Origin of the sequence: Vibrio sp. CJQ_6, from assembly GCF_043106745.1 — a bacterium.
In the GTDB taxonomy this organism is placed as follows: domain Bacteria; phylum Pseudomonadota; class Gammaproteobacteria; order Enterobacterales; family Vibrionaceae; genus Vibrio; species Vibrio furnissii.
Genome location: NZ_JBICMV010000007.1, coordinates 172,072 through 190,885, shown reverse-complemented (window position 1 = coordinate 190,885; position 18,814 = coordinate 172,072). Strand labels below are relative to the sequence as shown.

Below are 18,814 nucleotides of genomic sequence, written 5' to 3'. Positions count from 1 at the left end.
TAAACCACGCTCACAATAATTTGCTTTTTTGTTGTGTAAATAAATTGTATGTCATTGTGACACGTGAAATTGCTGCTCATTATTTATGCGCAGTAATGAGTATAAAATGACTAATCATGCGGCGTTTAAGCATGGATATTTTAGTGGTTGTTGCTGGATTGTTTCATAAGTTAAACTAATCCGAATGGCCAAATTTTGTCATTTTTTTAATCCGCCGAAGTTGCCTAATATTCGTGCCAACACAGTAAGTTACCGATTTATTTAAGAGAGGCTCACATGGCACAAGCAATGCGTTTGGGTACTGTTACAGCACCAACCTCTATGGATAAAAAAACCTACGCGGTTAACTTCAAAGGATTGATGAAACATTTGGTTGATATTCTGTTTGTTGATGACAAACAAACGCGCACTTACCACAGTGCAGAATTATCTAGCCACATGCAACGTGACATTGGTTTGTCACGCTAAGCAAAAGCGATACAAAAAAGCCGACATTCATGTCGGCTTTTTTATGGCATAAAGAAAACGCGACCGAAGCCGCGCTTTATCTCAATTACTTCTTGCGGCAGTATTCCGCAATGATGTACATGGTCTGACCGTTGACTTTACCCTGAATGTGTTTTGGGTCGTCTGTCAGCGCGATACCGCGTACCGCAGTACCTTGTTTGATCACCATGCTTGACCCTTTCACTGGAAGGTCTTTAATCACGGTCACGTCGTCGCCTTTTTTCAGCTCAACGCCGTTCACATCCAGCGGTTTGTCTGCATCGTCATCCATACCGATTTCTGCCCACTTCTGAGTTTCCTCTTCCATGTACATCATTTCGACCAGATCCTGCGCCCAACCTTCAGTGGTCGCCAGACGCTTCAGTTGACGCCAAGCCAACACCTGAACAGGTGCTACCTGACTCCACATGCTGTCATTGAGGCAGCGCCAGTGGTTGGCATCTACGGTGTCTGGGTCTTCAATCTGACCTTTACAGGTATCACATAGCATCACTGCGTGGTCCACAGTCACTTGTGTATGTGGTGCAACCACGAAAGGAGATAGAGGTGACTCTGCAGAACAAAGTTCACATTTAGATTCGCAGCGTGTAAGTAGCGTTGCTTCCGTAGACATAAAACCCACCTTGTAAAATTTCGTAGGCGCGTATTATCCACTTTACGCACAAGATTTAAAGGGATATTGCATCAAACACGGTAAATCAACGGGTTATTTGTATTGAATTGATACAAACAACCCCAAATTGTGTGATTTGTATCAGCCGCACTGTGGACGTGGCGTCGAAGAGGTCGGTAATGTTTTGATCTTTGCGCTTAAATCATGAATGCGTGTGCTGTGTGACGGGTGGGTGGAGAGCAATTCCGGCGGTTGACTTCCTCCAGAAGCTTTGGCCATGTTCTGCCACAAATCAATACTTTGTTGTGGGTTAAACCCAGCACGCGCCATGAGTTCTAAGCCCACGATATCCGCTTCGGATTCTTGAGAGCGGCCATAAGGCAGGATCACCCCATATTGAACGCCCACACCCAACGCGGCCATGGTGACATCTTTATATTGTGCGTATGCCGAGGAGCCTATTGCTAAGTCAGTGACTTGCAGCCCCATACTGGCTAATTGGCTTTGCGATAACCGTTCATTACTGTGATTGGCGAGCACGTGCGCCACTTCGTGGCCAATCACCGTGGCCAGTTGGTCTTGGTTCACGGCAACGTTGAGCAGGCCGGTATAGACACCAATTTTGCCGCCTGGAAGCGCGAATGCGTTGACTTGATCGCTTTCAAATACCACCACTTCCCAGCTGTCATAACCTGCCTGCTGTGGAATCTGCGCAGTAATCGCGTTAGCGACACATTGCACGTAACGATTTGTTTTTGCGTCTTTGTTGATCGGCGTTTCCTGTTTCATTTGATCGAAAGACTGCGCGCCTAAACTGCTCATGTCTTTGTTGGAAAACAGTAGGATCTGATTGCGACCCGTGGGGGACGCGGCACAAGCTGTTAGGCCGATTACTGTGAGGATGCAAGAAGCTTTAAACCATGGGCGCATTGAGATCTCCGGTCGAGCATAAGGTGGCGTGATAAAAACGTTGAAATCATATCATGGCTCTTGCTGAATTGACGACGAATGTCGTTTTGTCATTGCCATTCAGCACGTTACAATAGAGCCAACTCACACTTTTTTGGCGGGTCAGTCAGCCGCTTAACGCAAGGATATTCACATGGACATTTGGAAAAAGCCGATCAGCTTAGAGATTCTTAACGCCACCTCAAAAAATACGCTGATTGATCATCTCCAAATTATTTATACCGAGATTGGCGAGAATTCAGTCTCTGCGACGATGCCAGTGTGTCACTTTACCCATCAACCGCTTGGCATGTTGCATGGTGGCGCATCGGTGGTACTGGCGGAAACCTTGGGATCTGTTGCGGCCAATTTTTGTGTTGACGATGAGTCATACTGTGTCGGGCTAGACATTAACGCCAACCACATCCGTTCGATGCGAGAAGGACATGTGGTGGGCACAGCGACTCCAATTCATTTGGGCGTTTCAACACAGGTATGGCAAATCACCATCACCGATGAACGTGGCCGTTTGGTGTGTACCAGCCGTTTAACGATGGCGGTGAAGAAAGCCAAGAACAACAAACAAAAACTGAGCACTGAGGCGTAAATGGTCATCGAATTTAAAAGCGGAAAAATCATCGTGACGGCGCATGAGTTGGTGATTCGTTTGCAAGGGGAGCATCACGTCACGTTGCAAGCGCAAAGTGATGCCGTTGAACTGATTGGCCGCGGCGCAAATGTGGTTGCGGTGAACGGCTCTGAAGCGAAATGGTCATTGAAGTTAGATAACGAAGCGCAACTTCGTTTGCTCGCCACTGAATTAGGCTGTGACATCGCTTAAAGATTCCCAGCTCTTACTTGTCAAATCTCTTAAAAATAGGGAAACTCATTGGCGTAGTCGTTTACATGAGATTTCCCCTTTATGAGTAGCCCTCGCTTACGTGTCCAGTTCGAAACCCTGTTCGAACACTTCAATGGTCAGGACACGGACACCCAACTTGAAGATGTCACAGAAATTTTGTTCTGTACTCGGCGTAACGCGCGGATTGTATTGAATAAAATGGAAGAAGAAGGGTGGATCGAATGGCATCCCGCCGCTGGCCGAGGCAAACTGTCGCAATTGCTGTTTAAACGCAGCCGGTCGGATGTGAGCGAGAATCTCGCACGGCGCTATCTTGAAGAGGGCAAAATTGGTCAGGCGTTATCGGTACTTGATCAAGATGCTGCCAAGCTCACGCAAGTGATTCAGAGTTACTTAGGCGTGCAGCATCAAGAAGGCTTGCAGGTGGTTCGTTTGCCGTACTATCGACCGTTGTCGATGCTCAATCCGCTCAAGCCCATGCGTCGCTCTGAATTGCACATCGCTCGCCAAATCTACAGCGGTTTGACGCGTCTTGATGAAGACGAACAACTACAACCCGATTTGGCGCACACATGGGAAGCCATCACGCCAACCCATTGGCGTTTTTACATTCGCCCCGGTGTCCGTTTTCACAATGGCGAACTGCTGACCACCGACATTGTGATCCAAAGTTTGTGGCAACTACGTTTTGTGAATCTGTTCTCTCACATTGATACCGTGATGTCACCGGGTGACTGCGTGGTGGATATCCACCTGCAAAAGCCGGATCACCGTTTGCCGCTGTTGCTGTCGGAAGCGTGTGCCAAAATTCTCTTACCAGAATCACAGCGCGGTGACGATTTCGATTTGATGCCGATTGGGAGCGGCCCATACAAAGTGATCGTCAATGATGAGAAACGTTTGGTGCTGCAAGCTTTTGATGGCTACTTCGGGTTTCGGCCGCTGCTTGATCGCGTGGAAGTGTGGGTGATTGATGAAGCGCATTCCTCCATGGTGTTTCCGAGCCTATCGCATCCCATTAAAACTCCGCGGGGGTCTTCGACCGAAGACGTCGACCTCGATCCCGGCTGTACCTACTTGCTATTAAACCGCAAGAATGGCTTAGCGAAAGACTCTCAATGGGCCACCTATTTTCACAACAAACTCAGTACGCTGAATCTGTTTCGCCGCATCCCGGAAGAAAAAGTGGTGGAATTGGGCGTTTTACCCGCCTATGGCCTCAAACCGGGTTGGTATCATCAGGCGCCGAGCGATTTTACCCTCACACCGCCGGCGCAACGTTCAGTGACGGTCGCTTATCATGCGCAGCATCCGATGTTTCCGACACTCGCGAAAGTGATTCAACAGGTACTGAATGAAGATGGCATCCATGTTGAATTCATTAAATACGAGTTGTCATTGACGGAAGAAACGGCGGTAGATATTTGGATTAAAGCCATGGGCATCGCCAACCACCGCGACGATGCGTTGGCGGGCTGGTTGCTAAATTATTCTGATGTTGAGCATTTAAGCCGCGGTGACGACTTCAACTATTGGTGCGGTTTGGTGGATCAATGGCGTGCCGACTCACAGGCGGTTTTTCCGGCGAAAGAGCTCGGTAAATCGCTGGTTGAGCAACATCAAATCATTCCGATGTTCCATTGCTGGTTGGGTGTTTCCAAAGATCAGTGTGGTTCGCTGCAAAATGCCAAATGCAACGCGCTGGGCTGGTTTGATTTCGCGCAAGTGTGGGTGAAACCCGAGTTCGATTAAGATGGCAAAACCGAGAAAAAAACTGCCTGAGAAGACGGTCGACATTTCCTGCGTGAAGTGTCGCACGGTGTTATTCAAATACCATAAAGGCGGCAAGGGCGCGCTCATCAAATGCTTCAAAGCACGCATCGCTCAAGATGCCACGCAGGGCGATGGGCGTTGTCCGAACTGTGGGAGCGAGTTTGCGCGCGAAGCCATGATTCGCGGTGCGCCGGCGTGGAAAATTGCGGGTGGCAAGGTGATGGTAAAATAAACACTGTCTAAGTTATCTTTTGAAATTATTGGAAAATCGGTTCAGAAAACTTAAAATTTCATGGGGTTAGGTCTAATTTTGATCTCGATCGATAAAAATTAGAATTTTAATGCATCGGGCTACCAATAAGTTTTGGAAGTGATACACTGCAGTTGTTCCGAATTGGAGCGAGAAGTTGCTAAAAAATAAGGGGAAACTATGGAACTTGCGCTAGTTATTACTTTTATCGTAGCCGCTGTGGTTATGGTTAAAAAAGAAATGACAGAAAACAAATAATTTACTTCATTCTCATTTTTTCTTTTCCTTTTGAATGTTTTAAATAAAAGAAAAGCCAGCTTTTGCTGGCTTTTTTGATCATGGAAGCTCTGAAATCAAAATTCGTACTTCGCCGTGATTGCAAAGTTACGTTTTGGCTGAGACTTATCGAGATCCAGTTCGCTGGAACCGCGCACGTCATTCCACTTGTAGTACTCTTTATCCGTCACGTTGAAAATACCGGCTGTCAATGTCACGTCTTTGATCGGTTTGTAATACGCGGTGATATCCACGATGGTCGCGCTTGGCATTTCGGTTTGTGAAGAATCGTCGCTATTGATGTCGCTTGATGATTTCTTCGCAGTGTAGTTCACTTTTAGGCTTGAACCCCATTGCGTGCTTGGCGCGTCGTAGTTCAACGCAACAACTGCGTTCCAAGGGTTAACACTGTTGAGTGGGTTTCCTTCGCCATCTTCACCTTCGGTGTAGGCGGCAACCAATTTAGTGCTCATCCCTTGTGGCGCGTTGATCAGTTTGTCCAGCAATAGGGTATTGCTCAGTTCCACACCTTTGATGGTCGCTTGATCGATGTTGGTGTAGTAGTACGAGGTCATCGAACCATCGTTGCTGCTGGTTTGATCGATGAAGTTGTCGTAATCGCTGTAGAAGAACGAAATCTCAGAACGGGTTGCCGCAGTGCGATGACGATAGCCCAGCTCGTACGAAATACTTTCTTCCGACTTCAGATCCGGGTTTGGAATGTTTTCATAACAGAAGCCGTAGTAACAGCCGCCACCATACACGTAGTACAGTTCGCTGAAGGTCGGTGCGCGGAAGCCTTGGCTCACTTGAGAGAAGACGGTATTTTCGTCGTTGAGGTGATAAACCGCACCCACACGACCTGTAACGGCGGAATCTTTGTACGTCTCGTAGCTGGTGCCATCAATGTCGTCCGGATTGGTGTTAAACCAGTCGTAACGAATTCCCGGAGTGATGATCAGGCTGCCGTTCATGAACGCCATCTCATCTTGCAGAAATACGCCTACTTTACGCTCGGTCGAGTCTGGTGTGTACACCGTCTGGCTGCTGGTGTTGGTCAGCAGGTTGTAGGTCATGTTGGTGTTTTCAATGTCCGCCGCCGTCAGGCTGACACCGTAAATGAAGTTGTGTTCAACACTGCCAATGGTCAGCAGCTTGTCGAACTGAGTTTCGACATCCCAACGGTTGTCTTCGTATACGTAGTCTTTGCGTTCACTGGCTGTTGAGCTGGTGCGGTGGGTGATGCCGTTGTCATCTTTCTTCTGCCACGTCACTTTGCTGGTGATGGTGTCCGCCATGCCCAAATCAGCGTTCCAGATATGTTTCAAGCCAATGCGGGTTTTCTTCGTGGTGTCTTCACCGCTGTATTGCGTGTAAGTGGCGTGGTAGATGTCCGAATCCGATTCGTTATGAATGACTTCCCCCAGTAACTCAAGGCGATGGGCAGGATTGAGCTGATATTGCAGCTTAATCAACAGATCGTTTTTCGACGTATCTTGGTCAGTGACGGAGTAGTTTTCATGGGTGTTGTTTGAGAAGTTATCGATTTTCTCGCCATCACGACGGGTGAATGCCACGAGGGTTTCTAAATCGCCGATACGGTTGGCCAGCGCGACGTGCTCACTGAATGATTTGTCTTCTGAAAAGTAGGAGAGCTTCACTTGGCCGCCAAAGGATTCGCCGTCTTTTAAGAAATCACGCGGATCTTTGGTTTCGAATGCCACAACACCGCCTACGGCGTCACTGCCGTGCAAACTCGACGCCGCACCTTTCACCACTTCAACACTTTTGACCATGTCTGGTTCAATGTACACTGCACTGGAGTTAATGAAGTCGTACGGTTGGCCGTCAAAGGCTTGCGCTTGTGCCACGCCATCAACCAGAATTTTCACACGGTTGCCTTCAACACCACGAATATTCACGTTTTGGATGCCTTGACGATTCGAACCATTGACGGTGACACCTGGCGTATATTCAAACACTTCGCCGATATCTTTCGACATGTTTTTCTCAATGTCTTTCTCACTCACCACGTCAACTTTTGCGGCGGTGTTACCGAGCGTTTGATTTGTGCGGGTCGCGGATACCACGACTTCGTCGAATGAGGCATAATCGTCTGCATAGACGGAAGGAGAGAGAGCCAGGACAATCGCCATCGATAGTAAGGATCGGTTATACATCTGCTTTTACCTTAGTAAGTCCATATAAGTATGTTCGCGGCAGAGTGTACTGGATCTAAATAATAATTACTATCATTTGCATTTGTGTTGTTGCGGTCAATTTTCTATTAAAAATGTCATGATTAGGTCAATTAAATTAATTTAATCAATCAGTTAATCCAAAATAACGCTAGAAATAAAGTTTTTACTTTATTAAATAAGTGTGATTTGAATCACGCTTAGTGGGCGTTCTATCAATATAAGGATGTTGGTTTTGCAAAGTCCAATTACGTTAGAGGCGTTACACATACTCGATGCTATTGAGCGTCGTGGCAGTTTTGCAGCTGCGGCGAATGAGTTGAATCGTGCGCCGAGTTCGTTGAGTTACCAGATTCAGAAGTTGGAACAGGATCTGGATATCATGATTTTCGACCGCTCAGGGCATAAAGCGAACTTCACTGATGCAGGCAAGCTGATATTGGAGCGGGGACGTGCCATCCTTTCCGCGACGGAGAAACTGGTGAACGATGCAACTTTATTGGCGAACGGCTGGGAGCTGGACATCACGTTGGCGTTTGATGGCATCATTCCGATTGCCAACTTCTTCCCGCTGGTCGAAGCGTTAGGCAATGTGAGCAAGACACGTGTACGCCTTCAAGAAGATATTCTGGCAGGGGGCTGGGAATCGTTAGCCGCTGACCGCGCGGATTTGTTGATTTGTCCGAAAATCGACACCTTGCCGCAAGATGTGAAAGCGGAACCACTGGGCAACATGGAAATGATGTGGGTGGCTGCGAGCGATCATTACGTTCATAAACGCAGCGGTGAGTTTGATGACGAAGCGCGCCAAAAATACCGTGCGATTGCCATTGCCGACACCGCGCGTGATCAACCAGCCATGAGCGTGAATATTTTGGAAAAGCAACCGCGCCTGACAGTGACCAACTTTAATGCGAAATGCCAAGCACTGGTGAATGGCCTCGGCATTGGTACGTTACCAAAGCATGTGGCTGAGCCATTGATTGCTGAAGGAAAACTCAAGAAGATTGAAGGTAGCCAGGGAATTGACATGGAAATCATCATGGCCTGGCGTCGAAACAAGATTGGTGAAGCAAAATCTTGGTGTATTCAATACCTCAAGAAAAATTGGCATTTGGTTTAAGATCAACAAGCCACCGCTCGATCGTCAAGATCCGGCGGTGGCTTTTCAGCTCACTGACCGTTCAGCGGCAAGACCATGTCGGCGGTGCCATCTTCAAAATGGATATCGACGGCAAATCCCAACCGTTGTGCCAATGTCAACATGCCACGGTTGGTGGGCATGGTCATCCCTGAAATTTGCGCGGTGCCTTTGTTGCGACAGTAATCGATGATTTTCCCCATCAAAATCTTGCCTAAGCCTTTTCCTTTCAGGTCTGAGCGAATCAAAATCGCAAACTCGGCATCGGTATTTTCTGGGTTAATCAGCGCGCGTGAGACGCCAATGATCTCCTCTTTGTCTCCTTGGTGGCTGACCGCCACAAACGCCATTTCACGGTCGTAATCAATTTGCGTCAGGTTGGCGAGAGCTTCATGGTGGAACTCCCCAACATCCGAGAAAAATCGCTTGTAGAGATCTTCTTTGCTGACTTTTTTAATGAACGCAGCGTGGTCGGGTTCATCTTCAGGCAGGATGGGGCGAATCGTGACGCGTTCACCATCTTTGGCTTCTACATATTCCACCATCTCCGCAGGGTATGGGCGGATTGCCAAGCGACCTTGGGCATCGCCTTCGAAACGCTTCAAGGTTAAGTCGGCATCGAGGATGGTAAATTGGCTACCGTTGACAAGGACTGGATGAATATCCAGTTCGTGTACTTGCGGACACTCAACCACCATTTGCGAGATTCGAACTAAGAATTCAGACAGGCCCTCAATGTCGATCGGGACGGGCAATTTTTGCAGGCGAATCTTGCCGCTTCGAATTGCACGCACAATCAGGTAGCGCGCCAGTGTCATGTTCAACGGCGGCAGCGCTGCCGCGGCATCGATCGATTCATTCCATTCTGAGCCGCCTTGTCCCAGCAAAATCACCGGGCCAAAAGTGGTGTCGTGTTTAACCTTAATACGAAGTTCTTCACCGCCAGCCAGTTTTGCCATGCCTTGAACCAGCAGGCCATGAATATTAGCAGACGGGTAGGAGATTTGGGTGCGATCCAAAATCGCTTGCGCCGCGCTCGCCACTTCAGCGCTGTTACGCAGGTTGAGCATGACCCCTTGCACGTCAGATTTGTGTGCAATGTCTGGTGAGCGCAGCTTCACCGCCACCGGATAACCAATGGTTTCGGCAATATGAACCGCTTCACTGGCATCGGACGCAATCCAAGTCGGTAGCACATTGAAGTTAAAACATTTCAATAACGTCCCGATTTGGTGGGTATCCAAATGTGCCAAGTTCGCTTGTTCTAGGTGTTCATTAATCCACTGTTTGGCGCTGTTGACTTCAGACACGTGCACGGATTCGGCGGTGGTGGGCGTCTCCATCAGTTGCTTTTGGTTTCGTCGGTATTCGACCAAGTGCATGAACGCAACCACCGCACTTTCTGGCGTTCGGTATGTTGGAATGCCGGCTTGATTGAAGATCTGACGCGCCGGTTTCGCCGTGAGTTCTCCCGACCAGTTGGTGAGAATGTTAAAGCGTGGCGAGCGTGGATGTGCTTTGATCGCATCGACAATGACTTGCGCGGTCTGTTCAGAATGCGCAATGGCAGACGGGCTGTGCATGATCAGAATGGCATCAATGTCGTCACTGTCTAGCACGGCATTCAACGCGTTTACGTATCGTGTGTGGTCGGCGTCGCCGACGATATCGATGGGATTACTGTGCGACCAACTTTGCGGCAGGCACTGATTGAGCGTCTCGAACACCGATGCTTCAAGTTCAGCAAGTTTCCCGCCACGTTCAAGCAAGGTATCGATCGCCATAATCGCCGGGCCACCACCGTTGGTAATGATCGCAAGGCGTTCACCACGCAGTGGTACGGAATGGGTTAAGGTTTCTACCGCGGCAAATAGTTCGTGCGTGTTGTTTACGCGCAGCATACCGGTGCGGCGAATTGCTGAGTCGTAAATGATGTCGAGCGTGTCATCGCCCCCGGTGTGCATTTGCGCTGCTTTGCGACCTGCGGTTGTGCGACCGCCTTTTAACACCAGAATGCGTCGGTTACGCGAAGCGGCACGCGCTGCAGACATAAACCGCCGCGCGTCTTTAATCGTATCGACATAGAGCAAAATCGCGTCGGTGTGTTTGTCGGTACTGAGGCAATCCAGTAGATCCGAAAAATCGATGTCACTGGCATTGCCCAACGAGACAAACGCGGAAAAGCCGATCTGTTTGTCGTTCGCCCAGTCGAGAATGGTGGTACATACTGCTGCCGATTGGGAGATAAACGCAATGTTCCCGCGTGATGCAGTGACTGGAGAGAACGAACCGTTGAAATTGATCCACGGTAGGATCAAACCTAAGCTGTTAGGTCCAAGCACGCGCATGCCCGATTCTTTGGCAATCGCGGTGCATTGCTCTTGAATTTCACGGCCTTGTGCATCCAACGTGTACATGTCTGACGAAAGTACAATGACGTTAGAGACGCCTTTATCCGCCAATTGCCGAAAGATGGTGACGTTGCGTGACGCGTGCGTGCATAAAATGGCGATGTCGGGCACTAAGGGCAATGCATCAATGGTTTTATACGCCAGCACGCCGCATACCGAAGGGTAATAAGGTGTCACGGGCATAATGGCGCCATCAAATCCACCTTGAAGCAGATTTTTCATGACGATGTTTCCGGCACGGAACGGGCGAATCGACGCCCCAATCACCGCAACGGATTTAGGCTTCAGTAACTGACTTAAATTATTCATAATTATTGCGCCACAGGTTGACCTGTTTATATCCTAACCAATTCCGGATTAAACTGTTCGTGTATTTGATGCGGTTGTGATCCTGTCAGCAGCGAAGTGAGTCCACTTTGTGTCACAAATCACAGGATATCGGTGATAATTCGGCTGCTGTGCTTGATTCTCAGCGCCGCTATCGGCATGATTTAATTACTTTCTACTTAGAGTGTTTAAGAATCCATGAAAAAAGTTGCAATTGTTGGCTTGTCAGCGGTCCTCGCTGCTTGTTCCTCGGGAAGCTACATCACTGATGTGACCACGGAAAGTCATACGGAAGAGTTTGCCGTTGCTGAAGTTCCGCAACCTGTTGTGTCTGATGAAGGCACGGCTGAAGGTGTGACCGAGAAAAACGTTGAGCTGAACGTTATTAAGATGACGCCGGCTGACAACGAGAAGAAAGTAGTCAAGATGAGTCCTCAGACTCAAGCGAAACCTGCGGTTGCAATCACTCCGCCAACAGCCAAACAAGTTCAAATGAATCCTCGTTACGGCTTTACGATTCAAGTTGTCGCGGTGGGTACACAAACTAAAGTAGATCAGTTTGCCAACAAACTGCCAAAAGATGGCCAGCCAGTTTGGGAAAACTACAAAGTCGTGAATGGCACCAAATGGTACACCGTGCTTTATGGTGACTACGCAACGCGCAAAGAGGCTGCAGAAGCGATCAGCACGCTGCCTGGTGAGTTCCAATCTCTGAAACCATTTGTGAAGAGCATCGACTCCATCAAGAATTCTGAGTTCCCAACACTAAACAAGTTGAACTAACTCTGACTGACGCAACAAAGGGGCTATTTAGCCCCTTTGTTGTTTGTTCTCTAACCACTTAAACCATGATTGTGTGAGAAATTGTCTCGAACAGTGTAAGTTCATGACGAATTGACTATCATAGTGGGCAATTCCTATTTGGTGTCACGGAAAGATCTAATGACAAAAACAACTATCTTACTTTTGTGTGGCGGCGGCTCTTCAGAACATGAAGTTTCGCTGGTTTCTGCGAACTATCTACAGCAGCAATTATCACTGACGCCTGACTTCGATGTAGTCAGGGTAGAAATGAAAAAAGAGGGATGGTTCTCCGATACGGGTGAGATCGTGTATTTAGATACGAACTCAGCCACGTTGAATGGCGAAGGTTTGTCGCTCAAGATTGATTTCGTTATTCCATGTATTCACGGTTACCCGGGTGAAACGGGCGACATCCAATCTATGTTTGAATTGGCAGGCATTCCTTACTTGGGTTGTGGCCCTGAAGCCAGTTCCAACAGCTTCAACAAAATCACCTCAAAGCTGTGGTACGACGCGTTAGATATTCCAAACACGCCTTATTTATTCCTGTCTGAAAACAATGCACAGGCGCTAAAAAACACGCAAGACGCATTTGCGAAATGGGGCAGCTTGTTTATCAAAGCGGCGCGCCAAGGCTCTTCGGTTGGCTGTTACAAGGTCACAAAAGAAGACCAAATTGCGGCGGCGATTGATGCGGCGTTTAGCTATTCAGAGCAAGTGTTGGTCGAGCAAGCGGTGAAACCTCGTGAGCTGGAAGTTGCAGCTTATGAAATGAATGGCGAGCTGTTCATTACCAAACCGGGTGAAATTATCGCGCCAAAAGATGCTTTTTACAGCTACGAAGAGAAGTACAGCACCGACAGCCATTCTCGTACGGAAGTGGAAGCTGGCAATCTAACCGATGAACAACAGGCGTTGATTCATCAGGTGGCACAAAAGGTGTTTACGCACATGAAACTGCGTCATTTGTCACGCATTGACTTCTTCCTGACGCCAGAAGGTCACGTTTATCTGAATGAAGTGAATACCTTTCCCGGCATGACACCGATTTCCATGTTCCCGAAAATGTTGGCGAACAATGGCCATCAATTCGATGAATTCCTCGCTGATTGCGTGCGTCGTTCTCTTACTCCCAAGGCTTAAATTTCACAAATTTTAGCTTCTCTCGCTCCGCAGTGTGATCATTACCCATGTATTGATAAGGCATTGCGGGGCTGAGCCAACGTCCAAACGCCTGTATATCTTTCGCTTTGTAGCCTTGTTTGGCCAACTCTTTCGCGGCGCCAATTCGTGTTGATTGTCCGGAAAACTTCAGCGTTTCATCTCCCAAATAAGCGCCGGCATTGCGTAAGATTCGAAAAATTGACGAATCATCCAACGCCGATGAAGACACGTTTCCGTGACGGTCGATGGCGCGAAATAGCACACCATCGTGTTCCCCAATGCAATTCAACCATTTTGTGATACATCGGCTCGCTTGCGACGATAACACATAGTGAGAATCAGCAAGCGTCAGCGAGTATTGTTCTTCGTTACTCTCATTGATGACAAGTTGATGAACGTGCAGCGCTTTCAGCTCCGCACGTTTGAGTGCGCATTCGAACATCACATGATAAATGGCGAGATCGCGCACCGGCTTGGGCGACTGCTTGTTCTTCAATTGTTCAAACAGCTGATGAAGATGATGAGATTCAAAGCTCGAGGCTTGAGTGGCATCGCCATGTTTGTCTAACCGTAGTTGCTGAAGGGCTGTACGCACTTGGCTGTTAGCGGTTGGATCGCGTTGGTTGAGTAGGGTATGGATTAAACTAATAGTGACCGCGTAACGTTTTAGTGTGCTGAATTTTCTCGAACGAGCCTCATGTTCAAGAAACTTTCTGACGGCGGTGACCGACGCAGGCAACGCACGCACGGCGCGTAATTGACAGAAATTGAGGAACAGATTCCAATCTTTTGTGAAGGCTAACAGCGAGTTTCGAGTGTATTGATGCTGCGTGAGCTGATCAACTTGCTCTAGAGTGACAAGACGACCAAACTCATTAAGCTTATGTTTTAAAATACTTTGATCTGTGATGATAGTAAGGTTTTTTTTCATCCTAGCGCACTATAACTTACGGTTTTAGTGATAAATATACTTGCTAACACAGGATATACAATTATTATTTAGGTAACTGCAACTAGAAGAACCAGATGCGTATGGCTTTAGCTACTTATCGAGGGTTTACCCTTAAATCTGCGCCAAATTCTAACGAAGTGTGGCAAGTTCAGATCAAGAACCATGTGTTAACGGGCAACTTAGCCGCCGTAAAGAAAAGCATTGATTGGTGGTGTGACACGGCATCGATTATCGACCCGAGAGAATTCGAGTCGGTGGGCCGTAAACGCGAAGTCGCTGCGGGCGCACACGAAAACTTCAACGGGTTCACGATAAAGAACGACACCGGTGAAGCGAACGGATGGTATTGTTTTTTTAATGGCCGCTTAATCAAAGGTTCTAAAGTTGCTATTCAAAAACATATTGAAGCCTTCTTACTCGCCAAACAGCGAGCGGAAGCACAACAGAAGAAGTAGTAGAAATCATGACACTTGTATATTCGACAGAAGTCGGCCGAATTAAACAGGAACCTGAGAAAATTGAGCGTCCTAAAGGCGACGGCATTGTCCGTATCCACAAAGAAACCAAAGGACGTAAAGGCAAAGGCGTTTGCATCGTTAAGGGATTAGACTTAGATGATGCGCCGTTAAAGCTGCTCGCTGCAGAACTGAAAAAAGTGTGTGGCTGCGGCGGTTCCGTTAAAGATGGCGAAATTGAAATCCAAGGCGACATGAGAGACAAAATTAAAGCGTTACTGGAAAAGAAAGGCTTTAAAGTCAAACTGGCTGGTGGCTAATAACCAGGTTGATATCGTTAGATAGCAAAGTAGTTATTAGCTATTTTATGGTAAATCCAGTTATGTTGAATGTCATCGCTAGATAACCAAACAAACCAAACACAGCAGAGAAGAGCACCAAAAGAACGTGCTCTTCTTATTAGCGAACATCATTTAACATAACGTACATAATGCGCACTGTAATAGTAATGCTTTAACCTCGGTCGCATATAACGTCAACTGCCCACAACCATTGATAATCCTTGTAATCCCAGTCCGTTATACTTTTTTGCTATGCGTTCCCAGTACGCTTTATCTTCCATAGGCTTTTGAGCGAATCTCAGCAATCTTCTTCGCATACTCTTGCTCTAGCAAATAAATCTTATGGTCTCTCTCTTGTTGTAAACGCATGATTTCTTCGTTGTAATTGGTGTAAGGGTCAGCTTGAAAAGTTACATCACAACGGCTGCTAACATCATTCACCGCGTTGCTTGACCCTGATAAGTTGAATGATGCGCGAATCTTTCTAGCGTTATAGCTGTATACCTCTAAATGGGCTGTGCGACCTTGCTTGATCGCGTAAAGCAGCTCTTTAGGATAGTTTTCGACGACTCCACTTTCATAACTTGATGAGTACATTCGGCCATCAAGATCGTAAATGTTCCCGCCATCAATCTTAATACGCAATTTCATTTCTTGGTTCGGTGAACCGATAGCGTTCTGCGATCCAAATGTCAGGTACATGGTTCGCTTGTAGGTATCAGAATCACATCGAAAACCTAAGTGATTACCACCGCTAGTTACGTAACGTTCATAGACGTTCTTGTTGTACATTGAATCGAAGTATTCGTTCTTCTGAAATGAAGCATGGGAACTGATTGAGATCAGCGCTGCACATAAACCAAAGCCCATAGATACAAATTTCACTGACTTTCCTCTTGTCATTTCTCAACAAGCCACTTTACGGCGTCGCGCTAAGTTAGACCGCGATCTTTTCCCGGTTTATGGCGCAAGTTACTGTGTTTTTTATTGCTAACCCTCAGATTGCGCACTCTGAGGCAGACATTCTCTCGATTCAAAACCTTCTTGATTTCAATCCATAAAGCCCACTTGAGTGACAACGTCACTAGGAGTTACCTCATATATTTTGTGCTGTATGGCGCTGTTGTTCTGAACCAAATCAATTCTTGATGTTGTGCCTTTCGATTGGCGGTTGGATTGGCTGCTATTTCTCTGGTGTTCAATTCAATACAAGTAACTACAGCCGATATGGCAAGAGTAAGTAATCACACCGTAACGTGACAGAATAATAAACTGGCACCATTTGGGTGTGTAATTTGACGTGTAATAAAATTACATCAACAAGTAAATTCGATCCTAATGTAGTATTTTATTCTGCATTAACTCATTGTTTTAAATGTTTTATTTATCTTTAAACAGTATTTTGTGGGTGATTTCTAGGGGTGGGACTGGAGTTGTAAGTCTAAATGAAAGGCATAAAAAAGAGCACTGACGTGCCCTATTCTTTGGTTTGTTGCTCTGCTTGTTGTTGTCGTATTTCCTGAGCAATGATTTTGATTGCTTCTGCGGTGCTTATGCCTTGCGACATCAGGGCCTGAATCTTTTCAACCGCAGCTTGTTGCTCGGCGTGTGATAGCGTGGGTAAATCATCAAACATAAAAAAGGCTCCTTGTTTAAGGAGCCCAACTATAGTGGTTCGTTTAGTAACTCGCAAGGAAGTTTATGAAACCGCCCATGGCATCTTCGTTGGTGTAGCTGGCACCGATATCCAATTGGAACAGGTTCAGTGGCGAGATCCCCACACCGGCCGTAACCGTCCCTTCACTACCGCTATAGGCTAAGTTTTTATAATACCCTGCCCGCAGTTTCAGTTGGCGCATCAAATCGATTTCGCCACCAACACGAATCATTTGTGTATTGTCGGCAAAACTTTTGTAGCGTTGATCTTCATTGATATCGTAGTCGACACTTAAGGTGACGTAATCTGCCACTAAACCGGCACCGACTGTAAATTGCGGACGAATTTGATAAGCGTATTGTAGGTTGGGATTCCCTGACACTTTAGACGCGACGCTTTTCGTTTCGATGTCTCGACTGATCAAGTTGGTCGCGGCCACACCGATACGAAACGGCCCGTAGAACCAAAGTGCACCGGCATCGATATTAAACGTGGTTTCGCCATTGCTGTTTTCGCGCAGATCTTTGATATCGTAATCGTTGAGGCTGGCTTCGTAGACGTAGGTATAGATGCGTTGTAGTTTCGGGCTGATACCAAAGGACATGTGTTGTCCCATGAACGTTTGGTATTTCGCAAACGTGATCCCGACTTCAGTCACGGCGACGGACACTGCGTTAACAGTACTGTTTTGCGCTTTCTCAAAGGTACATTCATCCGAGCCTTCTGTGTAACTCGGGCAGGAATCTGCGATGTTCGTGGTGGCAAAAGATTCGGTATACGCCTTACCAAAAATGTTCATAGCAAGATAGCGGTTTGGGATACCAAATGCGACAACGCCACCAAGATGGGCGCTAAGAACGTCACCACTGACGTCGTTCATTGCTGTTTGCAATTCGCCAGCGCGGTTGAGATCGCCACTGTCGATGATGCTGGAAATGTTATCCATGCCATCGACCATTTGATCGGGGTCGTTGTAGGTAAAGCCGATACTGGGAAGAATCATGCCTGCATCGTCATTGCGTCGGTAAATGGCAACGATCGCAGGGTTATAAAATGGGGCTGTGAGATAGTTGGCGGAGACGACACCAACGCCGCCCATGGCATCACCGCGAGCTTCTACGGCGTAGTTTGCTGCAAAGGCACTGGGCGCGGCAATCGCGACTGACAGCGCAAGAAATTTGAGTTTGTTATTCATGCCGATATAAACCGTAAGTTCCGTTTCGTTTTATAGCGGCATATTCTCTATTATCTTTAGCTATTCCTCTAGAGAAACGTCATATGTTTTGCTGATAACTTGAGATTGCTCAATTGTGATGGGCCCTTGCCACCGTTGATGCGTCATCGAGACGGCTAAAACATAACGATCGGAAGGGAGATTGTTCAGTTCCAATGAGGTTGGATAATCGGATTCGTAGCTCTGATTCCAAATCTCTTTGTATTTACCATCCACATAATCGAAAACCGACACGCCCAATTTAGGCAGCGGGCAGAAACGATTAAGCAGCGCGTTCTTTTCAACCACCCACTGATCTTTCGACGCCCAACGTACAGTTTGTTTCGCTTTGGGTTCACCAAAAATCACCCAAGCGCTCCACGATTCTTGGTCGTTGGCGGTGATATCTAAACGATACAGACCCATATTCAATTTGGTATTGAGGTTGTAGCGTTTAAGATACGAGATGTTTTGACTTGTGACGTTGTCACGGTCAGTGCGAGTAAACGTACTGTCATTGGACAGTGGTTTATCAACCCATTGCGTTAAACGAATGTCGGCAATCGCCTTCTTCGCTTTGGTATCAATGAGAACTTGGTAAGCATCACGACCTGGACTTTGAATGTCGATACGACGAATCAACACCGATTTAATCCATTCTGGAAAAGGTTTGCTGTCCAACCCTTTACCGCAATCGACCGTCAGTGACTGAACGAGAAGATCATTCAGATGGGATTTGATATTTTTGTTGTGTTCAAGCTGCCACACTTCAACCAGAGAGGCAAACATGCTCTCTAAATCGTTGTTGAGCAGATGTTGATGAGCTTGTGTAAGCGGCGTGTTGTTCTCAAACCACTCCACACTTTGTGCTGAAAGAGGCACGCATAGCAGCGTGCCCATCAGTAACGCAGTTGTTCGCATT

20 protein-coding genes are annotated in these 18,814 nt (G+C 47.2%); 10 read left to right on the top strand and 10 right to left on the bottom strand.

The genetic code is table 11. From position 1 onward, the window contains the following. The first annotated feature begins 276 nt into the window (after window positions 1–276). A complete protein-coding gene (locus ACF8PK_RS01580) occupies window positions 277–468 on the top strand; it encodes a hypothetical protein (RefSeq protein WP_004728156.1) in 192 nt (63 codons plus the stop codon). An 85-nt stretch (window positions 469–553) separates the two neighbouring features. Here the strand turns inward: ACF8PK_RS01580 and ACF8PK_RS01575 are convergent, their stop codons facing one another. Then, window positions 554–1,120, bottom strand: coding sequence for a PhnA domain-containing protein (locus ACF8PK_RS01575; RefSeq protein WP_392439788.1), 567 nt, complete (start codon window positions 1,118–1,120; stop codon window positions 554–556). Window positions 1,121–1,261: 141 nt separating this feature from the next. Further along, window positions 1,262–2,050, bottom strand: a complete 789-nt coding sequence (locus tag ACF8PK_RS01570) for a M48 family metallopeptidase (protein WP_038152142.1) — start codon at window positions 2,048–2,050, stop codon at window positions 1,262–1,264. A 172-nt stretch (window positions 2,051–2,222) separates the two neighbouring features. Here ACF8PK_RS01570 and ACF8PK_RS01565 point away from each other — a divergent pair, with 172 nt between their 5' ends. From ACF8PK_RS01565 to ACF8PK_RS01550, 4 genes are all read left to right on the top strand, one after another. After that, window positions 2,223–2,675, top strand: a complete 453-nt coding sequence (locus ACF8PK_RS01565) for a hotdog fold thioesterase (RefSeq protein ID WP_004728153.1) — start codon at window positions 2,223–2,225, stop codon at window positions 2,673–2,675. Next, the gene (locus tag ACF8PK_RS01560; RefSeq protein ID WP_004728152.1) at window positions 2,676–2,909 is read left to right on the top strand and encodes a DUF3389 domain-containing protein; all 234 of its coding nucleotides are present in this window, start codon (window positions 2,676–2,678) and stop codon (window positions 2,907–2,909) included. It abuts the gene before it with no gap. A gap of 81 nt (window positions 2,910–2,990) precedes the next feature. Then, window positions 2,991–4,682, top strand: coding sequence for an SgrR family transcriptional regulator (locus ACF8PK_RS01555; protein ID WP_014257327.1), 1,692 nt, complete (start codon window positions 2,991–2,993; stop codon window positions 4,680–4,682). Window position 4,683: 1 nt separating this feature from the next. Further along, complete coding sequence (locus tag ACF8PK_RS01550; RefSeq protein ID WP_392439785.1) at window positions 4,684–4,935, top strand: hypothetical protein; 252 nt, start codon at window positions 4,684–4,686, stop codon at window positions 4,933–4,935. A gap of 371 nt (window positions 4,936–5,306) precedes the next feature. On the opposite strand, the gene ACF8PK_RS01545 is transcribed toward ACF8PK_RS01550, so the two are convergent. Beyond that, window positions 5,307–7,409, bottom strand: a complete 2,103-nt coding sequence (locus ACF8PK_RS01545; protein WP_392439783.1) for a TonB-dependent hemoglobin/transferrin/lactoferrin family receptor — start codon at window positions 7,407–7,409, stop codon at window positions 5,307–5,309. Between the two features lie 244 nt (window positions 7,410–7,653). Here ACF8PK_RS01545 and ACF8PK_RS01540 point away from each other — a divergent pair, with 244 nt between their 5' ends. Next, the gene (locus ACF8PK_RS01540) at window positions 7,654–8,550 is read left to right on the top strand and encodes a LysR substrate-binding domain-containing protein (RefSeq protein WP_392439781.1); all 897 of its coding nucleotides are present in this window, start codon (window positions 7,654–7,656) and stop codon (window positions 8,548–8,550) included. 50 nt (window positions 8,551–8,600) lie between these two features. Here ACF8PK_RS01540 and ACF8PK_RS01535 read toward each other — a convergent pair whose 3' ends face one another. After that, window positions 8,601–11,288, bottom strand: coding sequence for a bifunctional acetate--CoA ligase family protein/GNAT family N-acetyltransferase (locus tag ACF8PK_RS01535; RefSeq protein WP_392439779.1), 2,688 nt, complete (start codon window positions 11,286–11,288; stop codon window positions 8,601–8,603). A gap of 216 nt (window positions 11,289–11,504) precedes the next feature. Here ACF8PK_RS01535 and ACF8PK_RS01530 point away from each other — a divergent pair, with 216 nt between their 5' ends. After that, on the top strand, window positions 11,505–12,089 hold the full coding sequence (locus ACF8PK_RS01530; RefSeq protein ID WP_004728146.1) for an SPOR domain-containing protein: 585 nt from the start codon (window positions 11,505–11,507) through the stop codon (window positions 12,087–12,089). A gap of 159 nt (window positions 12,090–12,248) precedes the next feature. Then, a complete protein-coding gene (locus tag ACF8PK_RS01525; protein ID WP_392439777.1) occupies window positions 12,249–13,253 on the top strand; it encodes a D-alanine--D-alanine ligase in 1,005 nt (334 codons plus the stop codon). Here ACF8PK_RS01525 and ACF8PK_RS01520 read toward each other — a convergent pair. Then, the gene (locus ACF8PK_RS01520) at window positions 13,237–14,205 is read right to left on the bottom strand and encodes a tyrosine-type recombinase/integrase (protein WP_392439775.1); all 969 of its coding nucleotides are present in this window, start codon (window positions 14,203–14,205) and stop codon (window positions 13,237–13,239) included. The two genes, ACF8PK_RS01525 and ACF8PK_RS01520, sit on opposite strands and share 17 nt — an antisense overlap. Window positions 14,206–14,306: 101 nt before the next feature. Here ACF8PK_RS01520 and ACF8PK_RS01515 point away from each other — a divergent pair, with 101 nt between their 5' ends. Further along, a complete protein-coding gene (locus ACF8PK_RS01515; protein ID WP_038152387.1) occupies window positions 14,307–14,681 on the top strand; it encodes a DUF3319 domain-containing protein in 375 nt (124 codons plus the stop codon). Between the two features lie 8 nt (window positions 14,682–14,689). After that, window positions 14,690–15,001 carry a stress response translation initiation inhibitor YciH gene (gene yciH / locus ACF8PK_RS01510; RefSeq protein ID WP_014257320.1) on the top strand — a complete coding sequence of 104 codons (312 nt, stop codon included), beginning with the start codon at window positions 14,690–14,692 and terminating at the stop codon, window positions 14,999–15,001. Between the two features lie 215 nt (window positions 15,002–15,216). Here the strand turns inward: yciH and ACF8PK_RS01505 are convergent, their stop codons facing one another. The 5 genes from ACF8PK_RS01505 to ACF8PK_RS01485 all read right to left on the bottom strand — a co-directional run bounded on the left by ACF8PK_RS01505 (window position 15,217) and on the right by ACF8PK_RS01485 (window position 18,813). Continuing rightward, window positions 15,217–15,303, bottom strand: coding sequence for a DUF3693 domain-containing protein (locus ACF8PK_RS01505; protein ID WP_241669783.1), 87 nt, complete (start codon window positions 15,301–15,303; stop codon window positions 15,217–15,219). Further along, window positions 15,293–15,907: a hypothetical protein gene (locus tag ACF8PK_RS01500; protein WP_143680467.1), complete on the bottom strand. Its 615-nt coding sequence runs from the start codon at window positions 15,905–15,907 to the stop codon at window positions 15,293–15,295. Before ACF8PK_RS01500 ends, ACF8PK_RS01505 begins: the two co-directional genes overlap by 11 nt. Before the next feature lie 592 nt (window positions 15,908–16,499). Continuing rightward, window positions 16,500–16,658, bottom strand: a complete 159-nt coding sequence (locus ACF8PK_RS01495) for a YoaH family protein (RefSeq protein WP_004728141.1) — start codon at window positions 16,656–16,658, stop codon at window positions 16,500–16,502. Between the two features lie 43 nt (window positions 16,659–16,701). Continuing rightward, window positions 16,702–17,874, bottom strand: a complete 1,173-nt coding sequence (locus tag ACF8PK_RS01490) for a conjugal transfer protein TraF (RefSeq protein WP_014257315.1) — start codon at window positions 17,872–17,874, stop codon at window positions 16,702–16,704. 60 nt (window positions 17,875–17,934) lie between these two features. Further along, window positions 17,935–18,813 (bottom strand): DUF2861 family protein, encoded by an 879-nt coding sequence (locus tag ACF8PK_RS01485; protein WP_014257314.1) that lies wholly within the window; start codon window positions 18,811–18,813, stop codon window positions 17,935–17,937. Window position 18,814: the final 1 nt, after the last annotated feature.